Source organism: Streptomyces sp. NPDC046122 (genome assembly GCF_056429965.1).
This window is the reverse complement of record NZ_JBWKLQ010000001.1, coordinates 519,021-536,518: the sequence shown is the minus strand read 5'-3', so window position 1 is coordinate 536,518 and position 17,498 is coordinate 519,021. Positions and strand designations below refer to the sequence as shown.

The 17,498-nt window shown below is 72.5% G+C and carries 19 protein-coding genes; 12 read left to right on the top strand and 7 right to left on the bottom strand.

Annotated elements, in window-relative coordinates:
• Nucleotides 1-1,599, top strand: coding sequence for a Na+/H+ antiporter (locus AC07FK_RS02345; protein ID WP_479101757.1), 1,599 nt, complete (start codon nucleotides 1-3; stop codon nucleotides 1,597-1,599).
• Here the strand turns inward: AC07FK_RS02345 and AC07FK_RS02340 are convergent.
• Together AC07FK_RS02340 and AC07FK_RS02335 are read right to left on the bottom strand one after the other, a co-directional pair.
• Nucleotides 1,578-2,522 (bottom strand): 1-aminocyclopropane-1-carboxylate deaminase/D-cysteine desulfhydrase, encoded by a 945-nt coding sequence (locus tag AC07FK_RS02340; RefSeq protein WP_479101755.1) that lies wholly within the window; start codon nucleotides 2,520-2,522, stop codon nucleotides 1,578-1,580. The genes AC07FK_RS02345 and AC07FK_RS02340 overlap by 22 nt on opposite strands.
• Before the next feature lie 60 nt (nucleotides 2,523-2,582).
• The gene (locus AC07FK_RS02335) at nucleotides 2,583-3,173 is read right to left on the bottom strand and encodes an N-acetylmuramoyl-L-alanine amidase (RefSeq protein ID WP_479101754.1); all 591 of its coding nucleotides are present in this window, start codon (nucleotides 3,171-3,173) and stop codon (nucleotides 2,583-2,585) included.
• 249 nt (nucleotides 3,174-3,422) lie between these two features.
• Between AC07FK_RS02335 and AC07FK_RS02330 the strand changes: the two genes are divergently transcribed.
• The 5 genes from AC07FK_RS02330 to AC07FK_RS02310 all read left to right on the top strand — a co-directional run bounded on the left by AC07FK_RS02330 (nucleotide 3,423) and on the right by AC07FK_RS02310 (nucleotide 8,274).
• On the top strand, nucleotides 3,423-4,832 hold the full coding sequence (locus tag AC07FK_RS02330) for a family 2B encapsulin nanocompartment shell protein (protein WP_479101752.1): 1,410 nt from the start codon (nucleotides 3,423-3,425) through the stop codon (nucleotides 4,830-4,832).
• Nucleotides 4,833-4,909: 77 nt separating this feature from the next.
• Nucleotides 4,910-5,953, top strand: a complete 1,044-nt coding sequence (locus AC07FK_RS02325; RefSeq protein ID WP_479102543.1) for a family 2 encapsulin nanocompartment cargo protein polyprenyl transferase — start codon at nucleotides 4,910-4,912, stop codon at nucleotides 5,951-5,953.
• A gap of 147 nt (nucleotides 5,954-6,100) precedes the next feature.
• Entirely contained in the window at nucleotides 6,101-6,694 is a 594-nt protein-coding gene (locus tag AC07FK_RS02320; protein ID WP_479102541.1) for a GNAT family N-acetyltransferase, read from the top strand.
• A 158-nt stretch (nucleotides 6,695-6,852) separates the two neighbouring features.
• Nucleotides 6,853-7,431 (top strand): dihydrofolate reductase family protein, encoded by a 579-nt coding sequence (locus AC07FK_RS02315; protein ID WP_479101751.1) that lies wholly within the window; start codon nucleotides 6,853-6,855, stop codon nucleotides 7,429-7,431.
• A 48-nt stretch (nucleotides 7,432-7,479) separates the two neighbouring features.
• The gene (locus AC07FK_RS02310; RefSeq protein WP_479101750.1) at nucleotides 7,480-8,274 is read left to right on the top strand and encodes a DUF6304 family protein; all 795 of its coding nucleotides are present in this window, start codon (nucleotides 7,480-7,482) and stop codon (nucleotides 8,272-8,274) included.
• Nucleotides 8,275-8,333: 59 nt separating this feature from the next.
• Here AC07FK_RS02310 and snpA read toward each other — a convergent pair whose 3' ends face one another.
• A complete protein-coding gene (snpA, locus tag AC07FK_RS02305; protein WP_479101749.1) occupies nucleotides 8,334-8,993 on the bottom strand; it encodes a snapalysin in 660 nt (219 codons plus the stop codon).
• 195 nt (nucleotides 8,994-9,188) lie between these two features.
• Between snpA and AC07FK_RS02300 the strand changes: the two genes are divergently transcribed.
• The 3 genes from AC07FK_RS02300 to AC07FK_RS02290 all read left to right on the top strand — a co-directional run bounded on the left by AC07FK_RS02300 (nucleotide 9,189) and on the right by AC07FK_RS02290 (nucleotide 12,507).
• Nucleotides 9,189-10,169, top strand: a complete 981-nt coding sequence (locus AC07FK_RS02300) for a LysR family transcriptional regulator (protein ID WP_479101747.1) — start codon at nucleotides 9,189-9,191, stop codon at nucleotides 10,167-10,169.
• A 223-nt stretch (nucleotides 10,170-10,392) separates the two neighbouring features.
• The gene (locus tag AC07FK_RS02295) at nucleotides 10,393-11,274 is read left to right on the top strand and encodes an NmrA family NAD(P)-binding protein (protein WP_479101745.1); all 882 of its coding nucleotides are present in this window, start codon (nucleotides 10,393-10,395) and stop codon (nucleotides 11,272-11,274) included.
• A 30-nt stretch (nucleotides 11,275-11,304) separates the two neighbouring features.
• Nucleotides 11,305-12,507 carry a winged helix DNA-binding domain-containing protein gene (locus AC07FK_RS02290; protein ID WP_479101743.1) on the top strand — a complete coding sequence of 401 codons (1,203 nt, stop codon included), beginning with the start codon at nucleotides 11,305-11,307 and terminating at the stop codon, nucleotides 12,505-12,507.
• A gap of 27 nt (nucleotides 12,508-12,534) precedes the next feature.
• Here the strand turns inward: AC07FK_RS02290 and AC07FK_RS02285 are convergent, their stop codons facing one another.
• Complete coding sequence (locus tag AC07FK_RS02285; RefSeq protein ID WP_479101741.1) at nucleotides 12,535-13,200, bottom strand: HNH endonuclease family protein; 666 nt, start codon at nucleotides 13,198-13,200, stop codon at nucleotides 12,535-12,537.
• Nucleotides 13,201-13,385: 185 nt separating this feature from the next.
• Between AC07FK_RS02285 and AC07FK_RS02280 the strand changes: the two genes are divergently transcribed.
• Nucleotides 13,386-14,198 (top strand): ATP-grasp domain-containing protein, encoded by an 813-nt coding sequence (locus tag AC07FK_RS02280; RefSeq protein WP_479101740.1) that lies wholly within the window; start codon nucleotides 13,386-13,388, stop codon nucleotides 14,196-14,198.
• A gap of 107 nt (nucleotides 14,199-14,305) precedes the next feature.
• On the opposite strand, the gene sodN is transcribed toward AC07FK_RS02280, so the two are convergent.
• Nucleotides 14,306-14,701: a superoxide dismutase, Ni gene (gene sodN, locus AC07FK_RS02275; protein ID WP_069926993.1), complete on the bottom strand. Its 396-nt coding sequence runs from the start codon at nucleotides 14,699-14,701 to the stop codon at nucleotides 14,306-14,308.
• Between the two features lie 144 nt (nucleotides 14,702-14,845).
• On the opposite strand from sodN, the gene sodX reads away from it, so the two are divergent.
• Nucleotides 14,846-15,271, top strand: a complete 426-nt coding sequence (gene sodX, locus AC07FK_RS02270; protein WP_479101739.1) for a nickel-type superoxide dismutase maturation protease — start codon at nucleotides 14,846-14,848, stop codon at nucleotides 15,269-15,271.
• Here sodX and AC07FK_RS02265 read toward each other — a convergent pair.
• Entirely contained in the window at nucleotides 15,175-15,804 is a 630-nt protein-coding gene (locus AC07FK_RS02265) for a CGNR zinc finger domain-containing protein (RefSeq protein WP_479101737.1), read from the bottom strand. The two genes, sodX and AC07FK_RS02265, sit on opposite strands and share 97 nt — an antisense overlap.
• An 86-nt stretch (nucleotides 15,805-15,890) precedes the next feature.
• Here AC07FK_RS02265 and AC07FK_RS02260 point away from each other — a divergent pair, with 86 nt between their 5' ends.
• Nucleotides 15,891-16,667, top strand: coding sequence for a class I SAM-dependent methyltransferase (locus tag AC07FK_RS02260; RefSeq protein ID WP_479101735.1), 777 nt, complete (start codon nucleotides 15,891-15,893; stop codon nucleotides 16,665-16,667).
• Between the two features lie 68 nt (nucleotides 16,668-16,735).
• On the opposite strand, the gene AC07FK_RS02255 is transcribed toward AC07FK_RS02260, so the two are convergent.
• Entirely contained in the window at nucleotides 16,736-17,497 is a 762-nt protein-coding gene (locus tag AC07FK_RS02255) for an amino acid ABC transporter ATP-binding protein (protein ID WP_479101733.1), read from the bottom strand.
• Between the last annotated feature and the right edge of the window lies 1 nt (nucleotide 17,498).

The window sequence follows — 17,498 nt, the reverse complement described above, 5'->3', positions numbered from 1 at the left end:
ATGGACGCATTGCCACTGCTGGTGCTCGTGGCGGGGAGTGCCGTGGTCGCGGGGGCGGCCCGCCGGACAGCGGTGCCCGCGCCGCTGCTGCTGGTCGCGGCGGGGCTCGCGGCGACGTACGTCCCGGGCGTGCCGGACTACACCCTGAGCCCGGACATCGTGCTGCCGCTGCTGCTGCCGCCGCTCCTCTACACGGCCGCCGTCGACAGCTCGTACCTCGACCTGCGGGCGAACGTCAGACCCGTGGCCTTCCTCTCGGTCGGCTATGTGCTGTTCGCGACCGTGGTCGTCGGCTACTTCGCCCACCTCGTCGTTCCCGGGCTCCCGCTGACGTCCGCGCTGGTCCTCGGTGCGGTGATCGCGCCGCCCGACGCGGTGGCCGCGACCTCCATCGCCCGGCGGCTCGGGCTGCCCCCGCGCATCACGGCGATCCTCCAGGGCGAGTCCCTGGTGAACGACGCCACCGCGATCACCGCCTTCAAGGTCGCGATCGCTGCGGCGGCCGGCGAGGGCGCCAGCTGGATCGGCGGGATCGCGGAGTTCGCCGTCGCGGCGGTCGGCGGTGTGGGCGTCGGACTGCTGCTCATGGTGCCGCTGCACTGGCTGCGCACGCACCTGAGGGAGCCGCTGCTCCAGAACACCCTGTCCCTGCTGATCCCCTTCGTGGCCTACGCGGCGGCCGAGCACGTGCACGCCTCCGGAGTGCTCGCGGTCGTGGTCGTCGCCCTCTACCTGGGGCACCGCTCCTGGCAGGTCGACTTCGCGACCCGCATCCAGGAGCACGCCGTCTGGAGGATGGTGTCCTTCATCCTCGAATCGGTCGTCTTCGCGCTGATCGGGCTGCAGCTGCCGTTCGTCCTGCGCGGTCTGGGCCCGTACGGGGGAGCCGAGGCCGCCTGGTACGCGTTCGCCGTGTTCACGGCGGTCGTGCTGGCGCGCTTCGTCTGGGTCTTCCCGGCGACGTACCTGCCCCGGCTCCTCTCCCAGCGCATCCGGGACCGCGAGCCGGGTGTGACCTGGGCGTCGCCCGTGATCGTCGGATGGGCCGGGATGCGCGGGGTGGTGTCCCTGGCGATCGCGTTCTCCATCCCGCTGACCGTCGGGCAGGGGGAGCCGTTCCCCGAGCGGAACCTGGTCCTCTTCCTGACGTTCACGACCGTGATCGGCACACTCGTCGTCCAGGGCCTCACGCTCGCACCGCTGATCCGCCTCCTGAAGGTGCCCAAGCGCGACGCGTACGCCGAGACGCTCGCGGAGGCGCAGGCGCAGAGCGAGGCTTCGTCGGCCGCCGAGGCGCGGCTGGCGGAGCTGCTCGCCGATCCGCGCAACGCGCTGCCGCAGCCCCTCGCCGACCGGCTGCGGACCGTTCTCGAGAGGCGCCGCAACGCCGTGTGGGAACGGCTGGGAGCGGTCAACGACGAGACCGGGGAATCGGCGGACGCCACGTACCGCCGTCTCGCCGGAGAAATGATCGCCGCGGAACGGGCGGTCTTCGTCGAGCTGCGGGACCGGCGGCGCATCGACGACGAGATGCTGCGCACCCTGATGCGCAGGCTGGACCTGGAGGAGGCTGCGGCCTACCGGGCGGAGTCCGGCTGACCCGTGACGACGGCCGCGACGGTGGCGCCGGGCGGGAAGGCGCCCTCGGCGGCGAGCGTGGTCAGTCCGTACAGCATCTTGGCGACATAGAGCCGTTCCACGGGCAGGCCGTGCCGGTCCTCGAAATCGGCGGCGAACGCTTCGAGTGCGGCGGTGGTACGGGCGTACCCGCCGCAGTGGAAGCGCTCGTCCAGCGTCCAGTCGCCGGCGGGGGCGCCGAACGCGGCCTCCTGGAGGGCGCGTACAGCGTCGCCGAGAAAGCCGCCCCTGAGGACGGGGAAGCCGATCACGCGCTGCGCGGGGTCCAGTCCCGCGGCGAGCCCGGCGACCGTGCCGCCGGTGCCGCAGGCGACGCCCACGACGTCGGCCGCGCCGCGCAGCTCCCGCCCGAGCGCGACGCACCCCCGCACGGCGAGGGCGTTGCTGCCGCCCTCGGGGACGACGTGGACGCCGTGCGCGGGGGCGGCGGAACCGGCCCGCCCGGCGGCGGCCCCGGCCTCCGCCACGACGGCGGCCAGCACCTCCGGTTCCGCCTTCGCCCGGTACGTCGCCCGGTCCACGAAGCGCAGCAGCATGCCGTCCGCCGCGCACCGCGCGAGGGAGGGGTTCAGGGGCCGCCCGGCCAGCTCGTCGCCCCGTACGACGCCGATCGTGGGAAAGCCGAGCAGACGCCCGGCGGCGGCCGTCGCCCGCAGATGGTTCGAGTACGCGCCGCCGAACGTCAGCACCGTGCGCCCGCCCGCCGCGCGGAGATTCGGCGCCAGCTTGCGCCACTTGTTGCCCGGCAGGTCCGGGTGGATCAGGTCGTCGCGCTTGAGCAGCAGCCGTACGCCGTGCCGGCCGAAGCGCTCGTCCCGGACCTCCCGCAGCGGCGACGGCAGGCGCGGCCGCAGGAGGGAGAGGTCGAGCGCTTCGGAGGTCATGCACCCATTGTCGCCACCGGGGGCACAGGTGACGCGGGGGCCACCGCTGTCGTGCGGGGCTCAGGCGAGGCGGTCCTGAATGCGCGCCCGCATCGTGTTCATCGAGAAGCCGCGGGGGTCTATTTTGCCCGGCTGCCATTCGAGGTGACCGATCACCGAACGGGAGTTCCACCCGTGGTGCCGGCAGACCGCGGCCGCCGCCCGCTCGATGGCGTCGAGCTGCGCCTCGGGCCACGGGTCGTCGCCGTCGCCGAGGTTCTCGCACTCGAAGCCGTAGAAGTGCCGGTTTCCGTCGGTGTTGGCCTCGTTGTCGGGCGGCAGGGTGCGCTCGGCGATGACCGCGCGCAGTACGTCGTCGTCGCCCATCCCCGCGTGGTTGGCACGGCCGTACCCGACGAGGTGGACGGTTCCGTTCTTGGCGATCACGCCGTGGCAGAGCGGGCCGGGGAGTCCCGCGTAGCCGTCCCGGCAGATGCGTACCGTCTTCGCTGTGCCGGAGGTGACGGTGTGGTGGATCATCACGCCGTGCACGGGCCCCCAGGGGCCCACGTGGTTGCGGTTGTGCGTACGCCAGTCGCCGACCTGGACGACGCTGATGCCTTCGTCTCTCAGTACGTCGAGGAATCTGCTCGCGGACATGGGTGAGGCCATGACCGCCTCCTTAGGTGAGTCGCGCACCATCTCGTACCGGTGCTTTACCCGAACTCGGCCCCCACGACTACGTGTTCGGGCGCCGTACGAGTCGATCCGGACAACTTCCGAACCGGACGCCCGCCCCGGCGTCGTGCGCATGCCCAGCGCTCCGGTGATCTAGTCACACTCTTTTGTGTAATGGCGCTGCGACTCTCCGTGCTGAAAGGCTCCTCGGTGCAGGTCAGCACATGATCGAGAGGGAGTCAGATGTCGGTCGAGGCAGGTTCCGGGATCCACGCACAGGCGAAGCCGCAGCAGAGTCTCGGCACGGCCGCAGCGCGGAACTTGGCCACCACCACCAAGTCCGCACCGCAGATGCAGGAGATCACCTCGCGGTGGCTGCTGCGGATGCTGCCGTGGGTCCAGGTCCAGGGCGGTACGTACCGGGTCAACCGCCGGCTCAGCTACGCGGTGGGCGACGGGCGGGTGACCTTCGTGCAGACCGGGGAGCGCGTCGAGGTGATCCCCAACGAGCTGAAGGAACTGCCGGCGCTGCGCACCTACGGGGACGACGAGGTGCTGGCCGAGCTGGCGCAGCGGTGCGAGCAGCGGGAGTTCGCGGCGGGGGAGGTGATCGCGACCGCCGGCGGGCCCGCGGACACGGTCTACCTGCTGGCCCACGGCCGGGTGGAGAAGGTCGCGGACGGCGCGTACGACGAGGAGGCCGTGCTCGGTGTCCTCGCCGACGGGGCGTACTTCGGCGACCAGGCGCTCGTCGAGGAGGGCGGCACCTGGACGTGCACGGTCCGCGCCGCCACCGCGTGCACGGTGCTGACGCTGTCCCGGCAGTCCGTCATGACGCTCGCCGACCGCGCAGAAACGTTGCGTGATCACCTGACGCGTGTACGGTCGCTGCCCCGCCAGCGCACCAACAAGTACGGCGAGGCGCCCATCGACCTGTCCGCGGGTCACGTGGGCGAGCCCGTCGTCCCGCACACCTACGTCGACTACGACGCCGCGCCGCGCGAGTACGAACTGAGCGTCGCGCAGACGGTCCTGAAGGTCCACAGCCGGGTCGCGGACCTCTACAACCAGCCGATGAACCAGACCGAGCAGCAGTTGCGGCTCACCGTCGAGGCGTTGCGCGAGCGTCAGGAGCACGAGCTCGTCAACCACCGGGAGTTCGGGCTGCTGCACAACTGCGACTACGGGCAGCGCCTCCAGCCCCACGACGGCGTGCCGAGCCCGGACGACATGGACGAGCTGCTGTCGCGGCGGCGCGGCTCCAAGATGTTCCTCGCCCACCCCCGCGCCATCGCCGCCTTCGGGCGGGAGTGCAACAAGCGCGGTCTGAACCCGGAGACCGTCGAGATCGGCGGCAGCCGCGTGCCCACCTGGCGCGGCGTCCCCATCTTCCCGTGCAACAAGATCCCGGTCAGCGACGCCCGTACGACCTCGATCATCTGCATGCGTACGGGCGAGGCCGAACAGGGTGTCGTCGGACTCCAGCAGAGCGGCATCCCGGACGAGATCGAGCCGAGCCTGTCGGTCCGCTTCATGGGCATCGACGAGCAGGCGATCATCCGGTACCTGGTCACGGCGTACTACTCGGCGGCGGTCCTGGTGCCCGACGCCCTCGGCGTCCTGGAGAACGTCGAGATCGGCAGGTGGCGCTGACCGGTCCCGCGCGGGCGGTGCGGTGCCCCGGGACCGGGGCGCCGCAAGAACACTGCTGGAGGAAGTGACCCGTGACCATGACCAGAGCGGAAGCGGCACCGGCCGACGGACACGAGGCGGCCGCCCTCCTCGAACGGGCCCGCCGTACCGTCGACCCCCACCTGCGCGCCGGCGTGCAGAGCCTGCCCGCGTCCATACGGCGGATCGCGCGGTACCACTTCGGCTGGGAACAGGCCGACGGCACGCCGGCGGCGGGCCAGGCCGGCAAGGCCGTCAGGCCCGCGCTGGTCCTGGCCGCCGCCGAGGCACTCGGCGGGGACCCGGGTCAGGCGGTACGGGCGGCGGCCGCCGTGGAGCTCGCGCACAACTTCACCCTGCTCCACGACGACGTCATCGACGAGGACCCGACGCGCAGGAACCGGCCCACCGCCTGGACGGTCTTCGGCGTACCGGACGCGATCGTCGGCGGGGACGCGATGTGCGCCCTCGCGCTGCGGCTGCTCGCCGAGGACCCGCACCCGGCGGCCGCCCGGGCCTCGGCGCGGCTGGCCGCCTGCGTGATCGAGCTGTGCGCGGGACAGCAGGCCGACTGCGCGTTCGAGCGGCGCGGCCCGCGGGACGTGTCGCTCGACGAGTGCCTCGTCATGGCCGAGGCGAAGACCGGGGCCCTGCTCGGCTGCGCGTGTGCCCTCGGCGCGCTCTACTCGGGCGCGGACGAGGACGAGGTCGACGCCATGGACGCCTTCGGGAGGGAGGCCGGGCTGGCCTTCCAGCTCATCGACGATCTCATCGGGATCTGGGGCGACCCCTCCCACACGGGGAAACCGGCGGGCGCCGATCTGGTGGCCCACAAGAAGTCCCTCCCCGTGGTGGCGGCGCTGACCGCCGACAACGAGGCCGCCGCCGAGCTCGCCGCCCTGTACACGGGGCCCCTGGACACGGCCGGCGTGCTGAGGGCGGCCGACGCCGTCGACCGGGCGGGCGGCCGGGACTGGGCACAGGAGCACGCGGCGGACCGGATGGCCCGGGCCGTGCAGCACCTGTCCCGCGCGACGCCCGACCTGAAGGCGGCGGAGGACCTGCTCTCCCTCGCGGAGTTCGTCACCCGCAGGACACGCTGACCGGGGGCGGCGGCGGTCCGGCGGCGGCGGTCCGACGGCGGGCACCCGGGGAACTCCCGGGCGCCCGCCGGCTCGAAAGTGCCAACTCTAGGATCTGTCATGTCAGTTCGACGACAGAATCCGATCCTGGAGAGAAGAGGCCGGACCGTGGGCGTGGAGATACGACAGGCGGGGGAGAGCGACCGTGAGGCGCTCGTACGGCTGCTGGACACGGCCTTCATGGACGACCCGGTGAGCAGCTGGGTCTTCCCCGACCGGGCGCACCGCGCCCGCGTGCACGGCACGTTCCTCGGTGTCTTCCTCGACGTGGCCCTGGGGGAGGGCCGGGTCGACGTGACGCGGGACGGGTCGGCCGCGGCGCTGTGGCTCCAGGTGCCGGCCGGGGCGCCGCCGGAGGAGGACGACACTCCGGTGCGTATGCGGGAGACCGCCGACCCCGACAACGAGCGGGCCGAGCTCATCGGCCGGCTGACGGGGGCGGTGCATCCGCACGACCGCGCGCACGAGTACCTGCTGCTCATCGGCGTGTCCCCGGACCGCCAGGGCGAGGGACTCGGCACCGCGCTGATCCAGCCGGTCCTCGACCGCTGCGACCGCGACGGCGTACCGGCCTACCTGGAGGCGAGCAGCGAGCGCAGCGCCAAGCTGTACGAGCGGCTCGGCTTCGCCTTCACCGGCCGCACGGTCGACCTGCCCGACGGTCCCCACATGTGGCCCATGTGGCGTGAACCGGTGGGCTGAGCCCCGACGCGAGACCCCCGTAACCGCCGTGTGGACAAAGCCCCTTGTGTGACCACTACGGATGAGGCACTATGGCCGACGTGGTTTCGGGGGTGGGTCGGTTCCATGCCCTCGCCCCGGTTCGGCCGCACGCCTTGTCTTTCGACCAGAGGATCAGTTTGCGCAAGCTCACGTACTACGTCGGTATGTCCATCGACGGTTTCATCGCCGGGCCCGGCGGCGAGGTCGACATCTATCCGTTGAGCGAGTCCTTCATGAAGGACTTCCTGGTCGGCGAGTATCCCGACTGCCTGCCCACCCATGTGCGTCAGCACCTGGGTGTCGACGATCTCGGCAACAAGCACTTCGACACGATGCTGCAGGGGCGCGCCACGTACGACCCGGGGCTGGAACTGGGGATCACCAGTCCGTACAAGCACCTGCGGCAGTACGTCGTGTCGCGCAGCCTCGACCCGTCGACCGACCCCGATGTCGAGGTCGTCGCCGGTGATGTCGCCGCCAAGGTCCGCGAGCTGAAGCAGGAGGACGGCCTCGGGATCTACCTCGCGGGCGGGGCGAACCTCGCCGCGCAACTGCTGGAGGAGATCGACGAAATGGTCCTCAAGGTCTATCCGATCGTGGTGGGTTCGGGGGTCCCGGTGTTCTCCGCCGAGTTCGGCGTGCACGCCTTCACGCTCGAATCGACCCGGACCTTCGACAACGGCACGGTCGTGCTGAAGTACAGCAAGAAGCGGTAGTGCCGGGGCTGTTCGGGCGCCTCGCCCGAACGGGCTAAAGTCCGGGTCATGACAGGAGAGCCATGGGCCGGCTGGTATCGCGACCGCAAGGGTTCCGTCGCCGTCCACTTCACCACCGACGGGCAGCGGCTGCGCACCCGCATCAGGGGAGTCGACTTCGAGGGCGACAGCTTCGGCGCCCTGGACCCGATGGCCGGACCGCCCGCCGAGGAGGCGGGGTTCGCGCTGTCGGGCGGCTCGCTGTGCGACTGCATCCTGGAGTGGGACATTCCGCTACCGGTGTACGCCGAAGGGCGGGTGCACCGGGCCACGCTCAGCTGCCTGCTCACCCTGGGCAAGCCGCTCCCGAACGGCGCCGTCGACCGCGAGCACCTGTCGCTGACCCTGCACTTCGACGGGGCGGCGTACGTCTCGGAGCGCGCGGAGAGCGACTTCGAGCACGCGCTGACGGTCATCCAGCGACAGCTGCCGGCCGGGGCGTACCTGCGGGCCTGCATCTCCTGCGCCTTCTCCGACTACCACCCGGCCGGCAGCGGGATGTTCGGAAACCTCGCCTGCTTCCGGAGGACCAAGGACGCCTACCGGGCGGTCGAGGGCAAGCGCGACCTGTTCGAGCTGTGGGACCTGCGGTCCGGTTTCGTCCAGGAGACGTGGGCGTGCGCGGAGTTCGAGCGCAGGCCGGCGCGGTGGCCGGGTACGGGGTACCGGGGCCCGTTCCCGTACGCGCGGGAGGAGGCCACCGCGCCGGCCGCCGCCGGAACGCCGTCCAGCGGAACGCCGACGGCCGGAACGCCGTCCCCCGGGCCCGTGGTCGCCCGGGCGGCGGCCCGGCCGGTCTCCTAGCGGCAGGGGCGGCGCCCCGTACGGCCGTGCGCGTACGGGGGCGCCCTGGAGCGGACCGGTCAGGAGGCGTCGGCCGGGACGAAGCCGTTCTGCCAGAGCTGGTCGACGCGCCTGCGCTCGCGCAGGTCGGGGGTGGCGTTCTGGCAGGAGGTGCCCGGGCCGCCGCCCGACATCAGCTCGCTGCACGGACCCGAGTAGTGGTCGGGCAGCCCCAGCACGTGGCCGGTCTCGTGGGACGTGACGCGGGTCGAGTTGTACTGCTGGTTCTGGCGGTAGTCGAGGAAGATGTACCCGTTGCCGTGGCCGTCGGTGCTCGCGTACGAGCCGCGGGGGTCGTTGCCCTCGCGGTAGACGAAGTCGGGGTTGGATCCCTCCTGGAGCTTCACGTTGGCGACGGAGCTGTTCCAGATCTGGGTGCTCCTGGCTATCTGCGTGCGGAAGGTGGGCGCGCTCGCCGCGGAGTAGACGACGGTGACGGCCAGGGCGCCGGGGTTCGCCGCGCGCTTCTCGGCGACCGACTTCTTCACGGCGTCGAAGAAGGCCCTGTTGGCGGCGGAGTTCTCCTTGGACCTCTCGTACGAGGCGTAGGAGACGTACGCGTCGGACGAGCCGGGCGCGACCGAAGGCGTCGCCGCGGCGGGTGCGGCGCCGAGGGTCGCGGCGGCGAGGCCGAGGCCGAGGGCGGTGGTGAGGAGGGTTCTGGGGTGCCGCTTCTTCATGTGGGGGGCTCCTACTCGTTCCGTTCATGTCAAACGGTTGGGTAGGGAGAGTGTCGGGGCCCCCGTCCGGCCGCGGATGATGTCAACCGGTGATAGCGCGAGCGCATCACCCCGGCCAACTTCCGCCGAAGCAGGGGTGATTCCTGTGCGTATGGAGTCTGGTGTGGCTCCGGCGGACCGCCTTAGGGTCGGGGCATGGAGCTTGAGGTCAGGCACCTTCGTGCGCTGTGCGCCATCGCCGACACCGGCAGCCTGCACAAGGCCGCCCGTACGCTCGGAATGAGCCAGCCGTCCCTGACCACGCAGCTCCGCCGGATCGAGAACGCCCTCGGCGCGGAGCTGTTCTCCCGCGAACGCACGGGCTGCCGGCCGACGCCGCTGGGGCGGGCGGTGCTCAGCAGGGCGCGTCCCCTCGTCGAGCAGATGAACGCCCTCGTGGCCGACACGAGGGCGGCGGCGGCCCGCTCCTCGGGCGGCCCGCAGCTGCGGATCGGGGCGACCGCCAGCCGGGTCCTCGGCGGGTGGTTGCGCCGGCTCCGTACGCGGCTGCCGGAGACCGGCACCTCCCTGCACGTCGACGTGTCGGCCCGCACGCTGCTGGAGCTGGTCGCGGCGGGGCAGCTCGACGTCGCCTTCGTGCACGAGGTCGAGGGGTCCGCGCTGCGCGTGCCGGCCGGCCTCGACCAGCGCGTCCTGGTCGAGCGGGAACCGCAGTTCATCGCGATGTCACGGGACCACCCGGCCGCCGGCCGGTCCGTGGTGGATCTGGCCGACCTGGCCGCCGACCGCTGGATGATCGACCCCACGGTGGACGGTGAATGGGACGGCGTACGGCGCGTGTTCGACGCGGCCGGTCTCGATCCGCCCGTCCTGCGCGGGGACTACCACACGGCGACCTCGCTGATCGTGATGGGCGAGGCCGTCGCCCCCTGCCAGCCGACCTCGGGGCCGCGCGACGACATGGCGATCCGCCCGCTGCGGGGCGACCCGCTCGCCGTACGGCTGCTGCTCGTGTGGCGGCCGGGCTTCACCGAGGCGGCGGGGGTGTACGCCGACCTGGAAGCCGCGTACCACGACGCGGCGATGCGGGCCCCCGGATACCGGCAGTGGCTGCTGCGCGACGGGAACCCGCTGCGCGACGGGAACCCGCTGCCGGCGGGAAGCGCGGTGGCCTGACGCACGGGGGCGCGGCTGCCGGTCCCGAGCGGGCCCCTCACCCCCCGTGAGGTGTCCCGCCTCCGCGCGGGCACCGCCGGCGGGGCCCGGGGCGGTCGTCCGCGCTGGTGCCAATGGCCGTACGCAGGAATGCCGCCCGGCGGCGGCCCCTTGAGGCTGTAGAGGGGCGGTCGCCACCGCCCACAGCGACGCACGCAGGACGCATCAGCGAAGGGCACCCCACATGACCCCAGCAATCGCCGTCACCGGAGCGAGCGGCCGGATCGGCGGAGCCGTCGCCCGCCGGCTCGCCGGAGCCGGAGTCTCCCAGCTCCTCCTCGGCCGCGACCCCGCCCGTCTGCCGGCCCTGCCCGGCGCGGTCAAGGCCGCCCCCGCCTCCTACGGCGACGCCGCGGCGATGCGCACCGCGGTGGACGGCGCCGGAACGCTGTTCCTCGTCTCCGCGCACGAGAACCCCGACCGGGTGCGCCGTCACAAGACCGCCGTCGACGCGGCCCTCGCGGCCGGCGTCGGGCGGATCGTGTACGTGTCCCTGCTGGGCGCGGCGCCGGACGCGACGTTCACCTTCGCCCGCGACCACTGGCACACCGAGCAGTACATCCGCTCCACCGGCGTGCGCCACACCTTCCTGCGCGACGGTTTCTACCAGGCCGCGTTCCCGGCCATGGCGGGGAAGGACGGCGTGATCCGGGGCCCGGCCGGCGACGGGCGCGTCTCGGCCGTCGCGCACGACGACATCGCCGACGCGGCAGCCGCCGTACTCCTCGCCGAGCTGGAGGACCTCGACAGCCACGACGGCGCCACCTACGAGCTGACCGGCCCCCAGGCCCTCTCCCTCGCCGAGATCGCGCAGGAGCTGAGCCGGGTCGCGGGGCGCGCCGTGAGGTACGTACCGGAGACGCACGAGGAGGCGTACGCGTCGCGGGAGCGGTTCAACGCCGAGCCGTGGGAGGTCCAGGGATGGGTCTCGTCGTACGAGGCCATGGCGAACGGCGAGCTGGCGGCGGTCTCCGACGCGGTGCCCCGCCTCACCGGCCGCCCGGCCACGGCGTTCGCCGACTTCCTCCGCGAGAATCCGGACACCTGGCGGCATCTCGCCGGTTAGGTGCCGTCGAGCCGGTTAGGGTCCGTTGCCATGGGGACGCGAATGCGGGTGGACACGGCCGAGCGCAGAGCGAGGCTGGCGTGGCGGCACCGGCTGGCGGCGGAGGCGCGGTCCGACGACCCGGCGGAGGTCGCGCGCGACCTGGTGGCGCTGCATGGCACCGACCCGTCGTCCGTCCACCTGGGCGCGCTGGTGCGGATGCGCGCGGGCGGCGTCGCGGACGTCGAGCGCGCGCTGTACGAGGACCGCTCGCTGCTGCGGCTGCTCGCCATGCGCCGTACGGTGTTCGTCACCTCCCTCGACGTCGCGCCCGTCGTCCAGGCGGCGTGCTCGCGCCAGGTCGCCGCCCGCGAACGACGCCGGCTGCTGGACGTCCTGGCCGAGGCGGGCGTCGCCGCCGACACGGCCGGCGCGCAGGAGTGGCTCGCGGGGGCCGAGCGGGCGGCGCTCGACGCGCTGGAGGCCGCCGGTGAGATCACGGCCGCCGAACTCGCGGCGGCCGACCCCCGGCTGAGCACCGAGATCGTCCTGTCGAGGGGCAAGCCGTACGAGGGCCGTCAGAAGCTGGCCAGCCGTCTGCTGCTCCTGCTGGCCGCCGAAGGACTCGCGGTACGCGGCAGGCCGCGCGGATCGTGGACGTCCCACCAGTACCGCTGGTCGCCCCTGACCCGGTGGTGCCCCGACGGTCTGGCCGAACGGGACACCCGGGAGGCGGAGACCGACCTGGCCGGGCGCTGGCTGCGCACCTTCGGCCCCGGCACGGCCGACGACCTGCGCTGGTGGACGGGGTGGACCCGGACGCAGGTCAAGCGCGTACTGACCGAACTGGGCGCCGTCGAGGCCGACCTGGAGGGCGGCGGCACCGGCCTGCTGCTGCCCGACGACCTCGACCCGACGCCCGCCCCCGAGCCCTGGGCCGCGCTGCTGCCCGCACTCGACTCGACGCCGATGGGCTGGCACACCCGCGACTGGTACCTCGGCGAGCACGCGCCCCGTCTCTTCGACCGCGCGGGCAACATCGGCCCCTCCGTGTGGTGGAACGGCCGGATCGTCGGCGGCTGGGCCCAGGACTCCGCCGGCGAGATCGTCTGCCGCTACCTGGAGGACGTGGGCCGGGATGCCGAGGCGGCCGTACGCGCGGAGGCCGAGCGTCTGGCCCCGCTGCTCACGGGCGTACGCCTGACGGCGCGCACGCGGGGCAAGACCTGGCTGGAGCGGGAGCTGACGGCCTGACCGCCCCCGCGTCCGGCTCCGTACGCGTCAGAGCGCCATCTCGTACGTGATCTCCTCCGTCGGGCACTCCGCGACCAGGTTCTGCAGCGCCGCCAGCTCGGCGGAGTCCACCGAGAGCTTCCAACGGCCCTTCACCGCCGCCCACTCGGCGATGTACCGGCAGTCCGCGCTGTCGTCGGACGGCTCCCACCGTGCCGGATCCCGGTCGCCCTTCAGGCGCTTCTCGGTGGCGGTCACGGCCGCGAGCACCCGCGGATCGCCCAGGTCGTTCGCGAAGCGCTCCCGCTCCTCGTCGGTCCACGCCGACGCCCCGCTGCGCCACGCCTCCGCGAGCGGCACGAGGTGGTCGACGTCGAGGGCGCCGGCGCCCACGTGGTCCCGCTTGTCGTAGTACGAGTGCCACGCGCCGCCCGTGATGGTGCACCGCCCGTCGACGGCGGGCGGAGTGGTCGCCTCCGCGATGATCACCTCGGCGCGGGTGTCGCAGCCGTCCTGGTCGGGGTCGGTCCAGTGCCGGAACTTCCCGGCGGCGTACCCGGTGCTGTCCTCGACGGCGACCGGCAGGGTCGCGATGGCCCGCTCGACCGTGGTGCCGATGGTGTCGCCGGGCGCGGCCCCGGCGCCCGGCGCGGATGTGACGACGATCGCGGCGGCGGTGAGGAGCGTGGCCAACGGGAAACTGAGCTCGCGCATACGGATCCCTTCCTCTCGTGCGGACGGACCAGTTACTACCGGCACCTGTCACCCGGACACGCCGCAGAGCGGGGACGAATCACCCGCCCGGGTCACGCCGGTTCCCGGGCGCGAGCACCGGATCACCGTCGGCCGCTTCCGACCCGCCTTCCGCGCGCGCCTTCCCGCGCGGCACCATGTCGTCGGTGAGCGTGAAGCAGCGGGACTTCCTGGCGGTGGCGCCGCAGTACAGCCCGACCCGGGAGCTGCTCTCGGCGGCGGCCCGCCGCCGGGGGATGCCCGTCGAGGTGCTGCCCGTTCCGGGTGGTCCGGCGGGCGTGCGGGGGCGGGAGGGCGGCCACTACTACGGCGGGCCCGCGTTCGCGGCGGGTGTCGCCGACGATCTGGGAGTCGCGCTCCTCGAACCGGCCGGCGCATGGCTGTCCGGCCTGCCTCCGGAGTTCATCCGGCGGCGGGTCGTGACGACGACCCTGGCCGAGGCCCGCCGCCTGACCCGGCCGGCGTTCGTCAAGCCTCCGACGGCGAAGACCTTCCCGGCCGCCGTATACGCCGACGGCAGCTGCCTGCCCGGCGCACTGGCGCCCCTCACGCCGGTCCAGATCAGCGACGTGGTGACCTGGACGTCGGAGTTCCGGCTGTACGTCCTGGACGGGGAGGTCCGTACGGGATCGCGGTACGCCACCTTCGGACAGCTCGACGCGGCGCCGCTCGCCGGCCACCGTGACCGGCACGCGGTCGTGGCCTTCGCGGAACACCTGCTCGCCGTGTGCGGCCGTACGCTGCCCAGCGCGGTGGTGGTCGACGTCGGCCTCCTGGCCGCCCCGGCGGGCGGTGCCGCCGGGGAGTGGGCGGTGGTCGAGGCGAACATGGCCTGGTTCAGCACCTGCTACGCCGCCGACCCCGACCGCGCCCTGGACGTCGTTCTGCGCGCGGCCGGGCCGCGGACGCGACTGCCGGACCGGGACCTGCCGTTCCGCTCGGCCGGGAAAGCGCGGTGAGCCGGTGCCCGAGCATGCGCCATCCGGACACGACGACAGCACCCGGCTCCGCGCGGATGCCGGGTGCTGTCGAGTGGTGCGAAGTGCCGGAAGGGCGACCGGGTGGGTCAGGCCTTCTTGGTCTCCCAGAAGATCTTGTCGATCTGGGCGATGTAGTCCAGCGCCTTCTGGCCCGTCGCCGGGTCGGTCGAGGCCTTGGCGGCGCTGAGCGCCTTGAGGGCGTCGTTGACGAGCTGGTGCAGCTCCGGGTACTTCTCGAAGTGCGGCGGCTTGAAGTAGTCGCTCCACAGCACCGAGACGTGGTGCTTGGCGAGCTCCGCGCGCTGCTCCTTGATGACCGTGGCGCGCGCCTGGAAGTGCGCGTCGTCGTTGGCCTGCATCTTTTCCTGCGTGGCCTTGACCGACTCGGCCTCGATGCGGGCCTGGGCCGGGTCGTACACGCCGCAGGGCAGGTCGCAGTGAGCGCTGACCTTCACCTTGGGGGCAAACAGGCGGGAGAGCATGTAAGAGCTTCCTTCCTCGTGATCGTCTTCTCAGGTGGGACATTACTCCGTGAGAGACGCGTTTTGGCGGGTGCCCCCATGGGCTTAGGTCAAAAGTCCAGGGTGAGTATGGGACTGGTGGAGGATCGGACCGGGAGGTGCCGGATGGTGGAGCAGGGGTGGGAGCCGACCGCGATGTTCGGGGTCGCCGAGGTGACGGGCCCGTCCATGGTGCCGACGCTGCGCCACCGCGATCAGCTGCTCGTGCACTACGGGGCGCGGTTGCGGGTGGGCGACGTCGCCGTACTGCGCCACCCCCTGCAGCAGGACCTGCTCATCGTGAAGCGGCTGGTGGACCGCCGGGGCGCCGGCTGGTGGGTGCTCGGCGACAATCCGGCCGCAGAGGTCGTCGACAGCCGGGCCTTCGGGGCGGTGCCGGCCGAGATGGTGCTGGGCCGGGTCCGGGCGCGCTACCGCCCGATACGGGCCGGGCGTCAGCGGTCGGCCGTGGTGGTGCTCTCCTGGCTGGTTTCCGCCGTACGGCCGGTGCTCGCCGACCGGTCCGTCTCCAGGCGCTTGCGGGCCCGGTAGGCGGCGACGTTGGCGCGGGTGGCGCAGCGGTCGGAGCAGTAGCGGCGCGAGCGGTTGGTCGAGGTGTCGAGGTAGGCGTTGCGGCACGGCGCCGCCTGGCACAGGCCGAGGCGGTCCGCCCCGTGCTCGGTGAGGTGGAAGGCCAGGCCCATCGAGGCGATGGCCGCGTACCCGGCGGTCGCGTTGGACGGGTGGTCCGCGAGGTGCATGTGCCAGTCGGGGCGTCCGTCCTCCTTGCGCGTCTCGTGACCGGAGATCTGCGGGCTGACCGGGAACTCCATGAGGAGGGAGTTCAGGAGGTCCACCGCGAGCGTCTCGTCGCCGCCGTCCGCCGCCTCGAAGATCGCGCGCAGGCGGGCCCGTACGGAGCGGAACCGGGTGACGTCCGCGTCCGTGGCGCGGCGGGCCGCCGACGCGTTGCCGCCGAACAGCGCCCTGACCGCGTCCACCGACGTGAGGGAATCCTTGTTGCGGGCCGGCTCCTCGCTGTTGACCAGGCGCACGGCGTAGTCCGAGTAATAGGCCAGTTCCACTTGTAGTCCTTACGAGGGCGGTCTAGGGTCTGGGTAATGGCTGTTGGTGCTTCGAGGGTATTACGTAACGGAGCGGAGGGGTTCTGATGGCGGAGACGTACGCGGGGTCGGCGACGGGGACGGACTGGGCGGCCTGGCAGGAGAGCTGGGACCGCCAGCAGGAGTGGTACATGCCGGACCGCGAGGAGCGGTTCCGGGTGATGCTGGACATGGTCGAGGCCCTGGTGGGCCCCGAGCCGCGGGTGCTGGATCTGGCGTGCGGTACGGGAAGTATCACGGACCGGCTGCTCAAGCGGTTCCCGAAGGCCACCAGTACCGGCGTCGACCTCGACCCGGCGCTGCTCGCCATCGCGCGGGGGTACTTCCACGGGGACGGGCGGGCCACCTTCGTGACGGCCGACCTGAAGGACCCGCAGTGGACCGGCGCGCTGCCGCACGCGTCGTACGACGCCGTCCTCACGGCCACCGCGCTGCACTGGCTGCACAGCGACGACCTGACCACCCTCTACGGGCAGCTGGGCGGCCTGGTCCGCGCCGACGGCGTCTTCATGAACGCCGACCACATGATCGACGAGAGCACCCCGCGGATCAACGCGGCCGAGCGCGCCCGACGGCACGCCCGCATGGACCGCGCCAAGGCGCGGGGCGCGGCCGACTGGGCCGAGTGGTGGGCGCTGGCGGCCGAGGACCCCGTACTGGCCGGGCCGACCGCCCGGCGGTTCGAGATCTTCGGCGAGCACGCCGACGGCGACACCCCGGGCGTCGACTGGCACACGCGGACGCTGCGCGAGGCCGGCGGGTTCGGGGAGGCGCGGGCGGTGTGGCGCTCGCCCTCGGACGCGCTGGTGCTGGCCGTGAAGTAACCGGCGGGGGCGGGCACGCGAAGAGGCGGTACGGACCGGGTGGTCCGTACCGCCTCCATCGTGTCCGGCTACAGCACCTTCGACAGGAACGCCTTCGTCCGGTCGTGCTGCGGGTTGGTCAGGACGTCGCGCGGGTTGCCCGCCTCGACCACCACGCCGTCGTCCATGAAGACCAGCGCGTCGCCGACCTCACGGGCGAAGCCCATCTCGTGCGTGACGACGATCATCGTCATGCCGTCCTCGGCGAGACCGCGCATCACGTCGAGCACGTCGCCCACCAGCTCGGGGTCGAGCGCCGACGTCGGCTCGTCGAAGAGCATCAGCTTCGGCTCCATGGCCAGCGCGCGGGCGATGGCCACGCGTTGCTGCTGGCCGCCGGAGAGCTGCGACGGGTAGTTCCCGGACTTGTCGCCCAGGCCGACCCGGTCCAGCAGACGCTCGGCCCGCTCGCGGGCCACCGCCTTCGTCTCGCCCTTGACCTGGATCGGGGCTTCCATGACGTTCTCGAGCGCCGTCATGTGCGGGAAGAGGTTGAAGCGCTGGAAGACCATGCCGATGTCCCGGCGGTGCGCCGCGACCTCGCTGTCCTTCAGCTCGTAGAGCTTGTCGCCCTTCTCGCGGTAGCCCACGAGCCGGCCGTCGACCGACAGCCGGCCGGCGTTGATCTGCTCCAGGTGGTTGATGCACCGAAGGAACGTGGACTTGCCGGAGCCGGACGGGCCGACCAGGCAGAACACCTCACGCGGGGCGACCTCCAGGTCGATGCCCTTGAGGATGTGGGCCGCGCCGTAGGACTTGTGTACGCCCTCGGCCTTCACCATGGCGGTCATG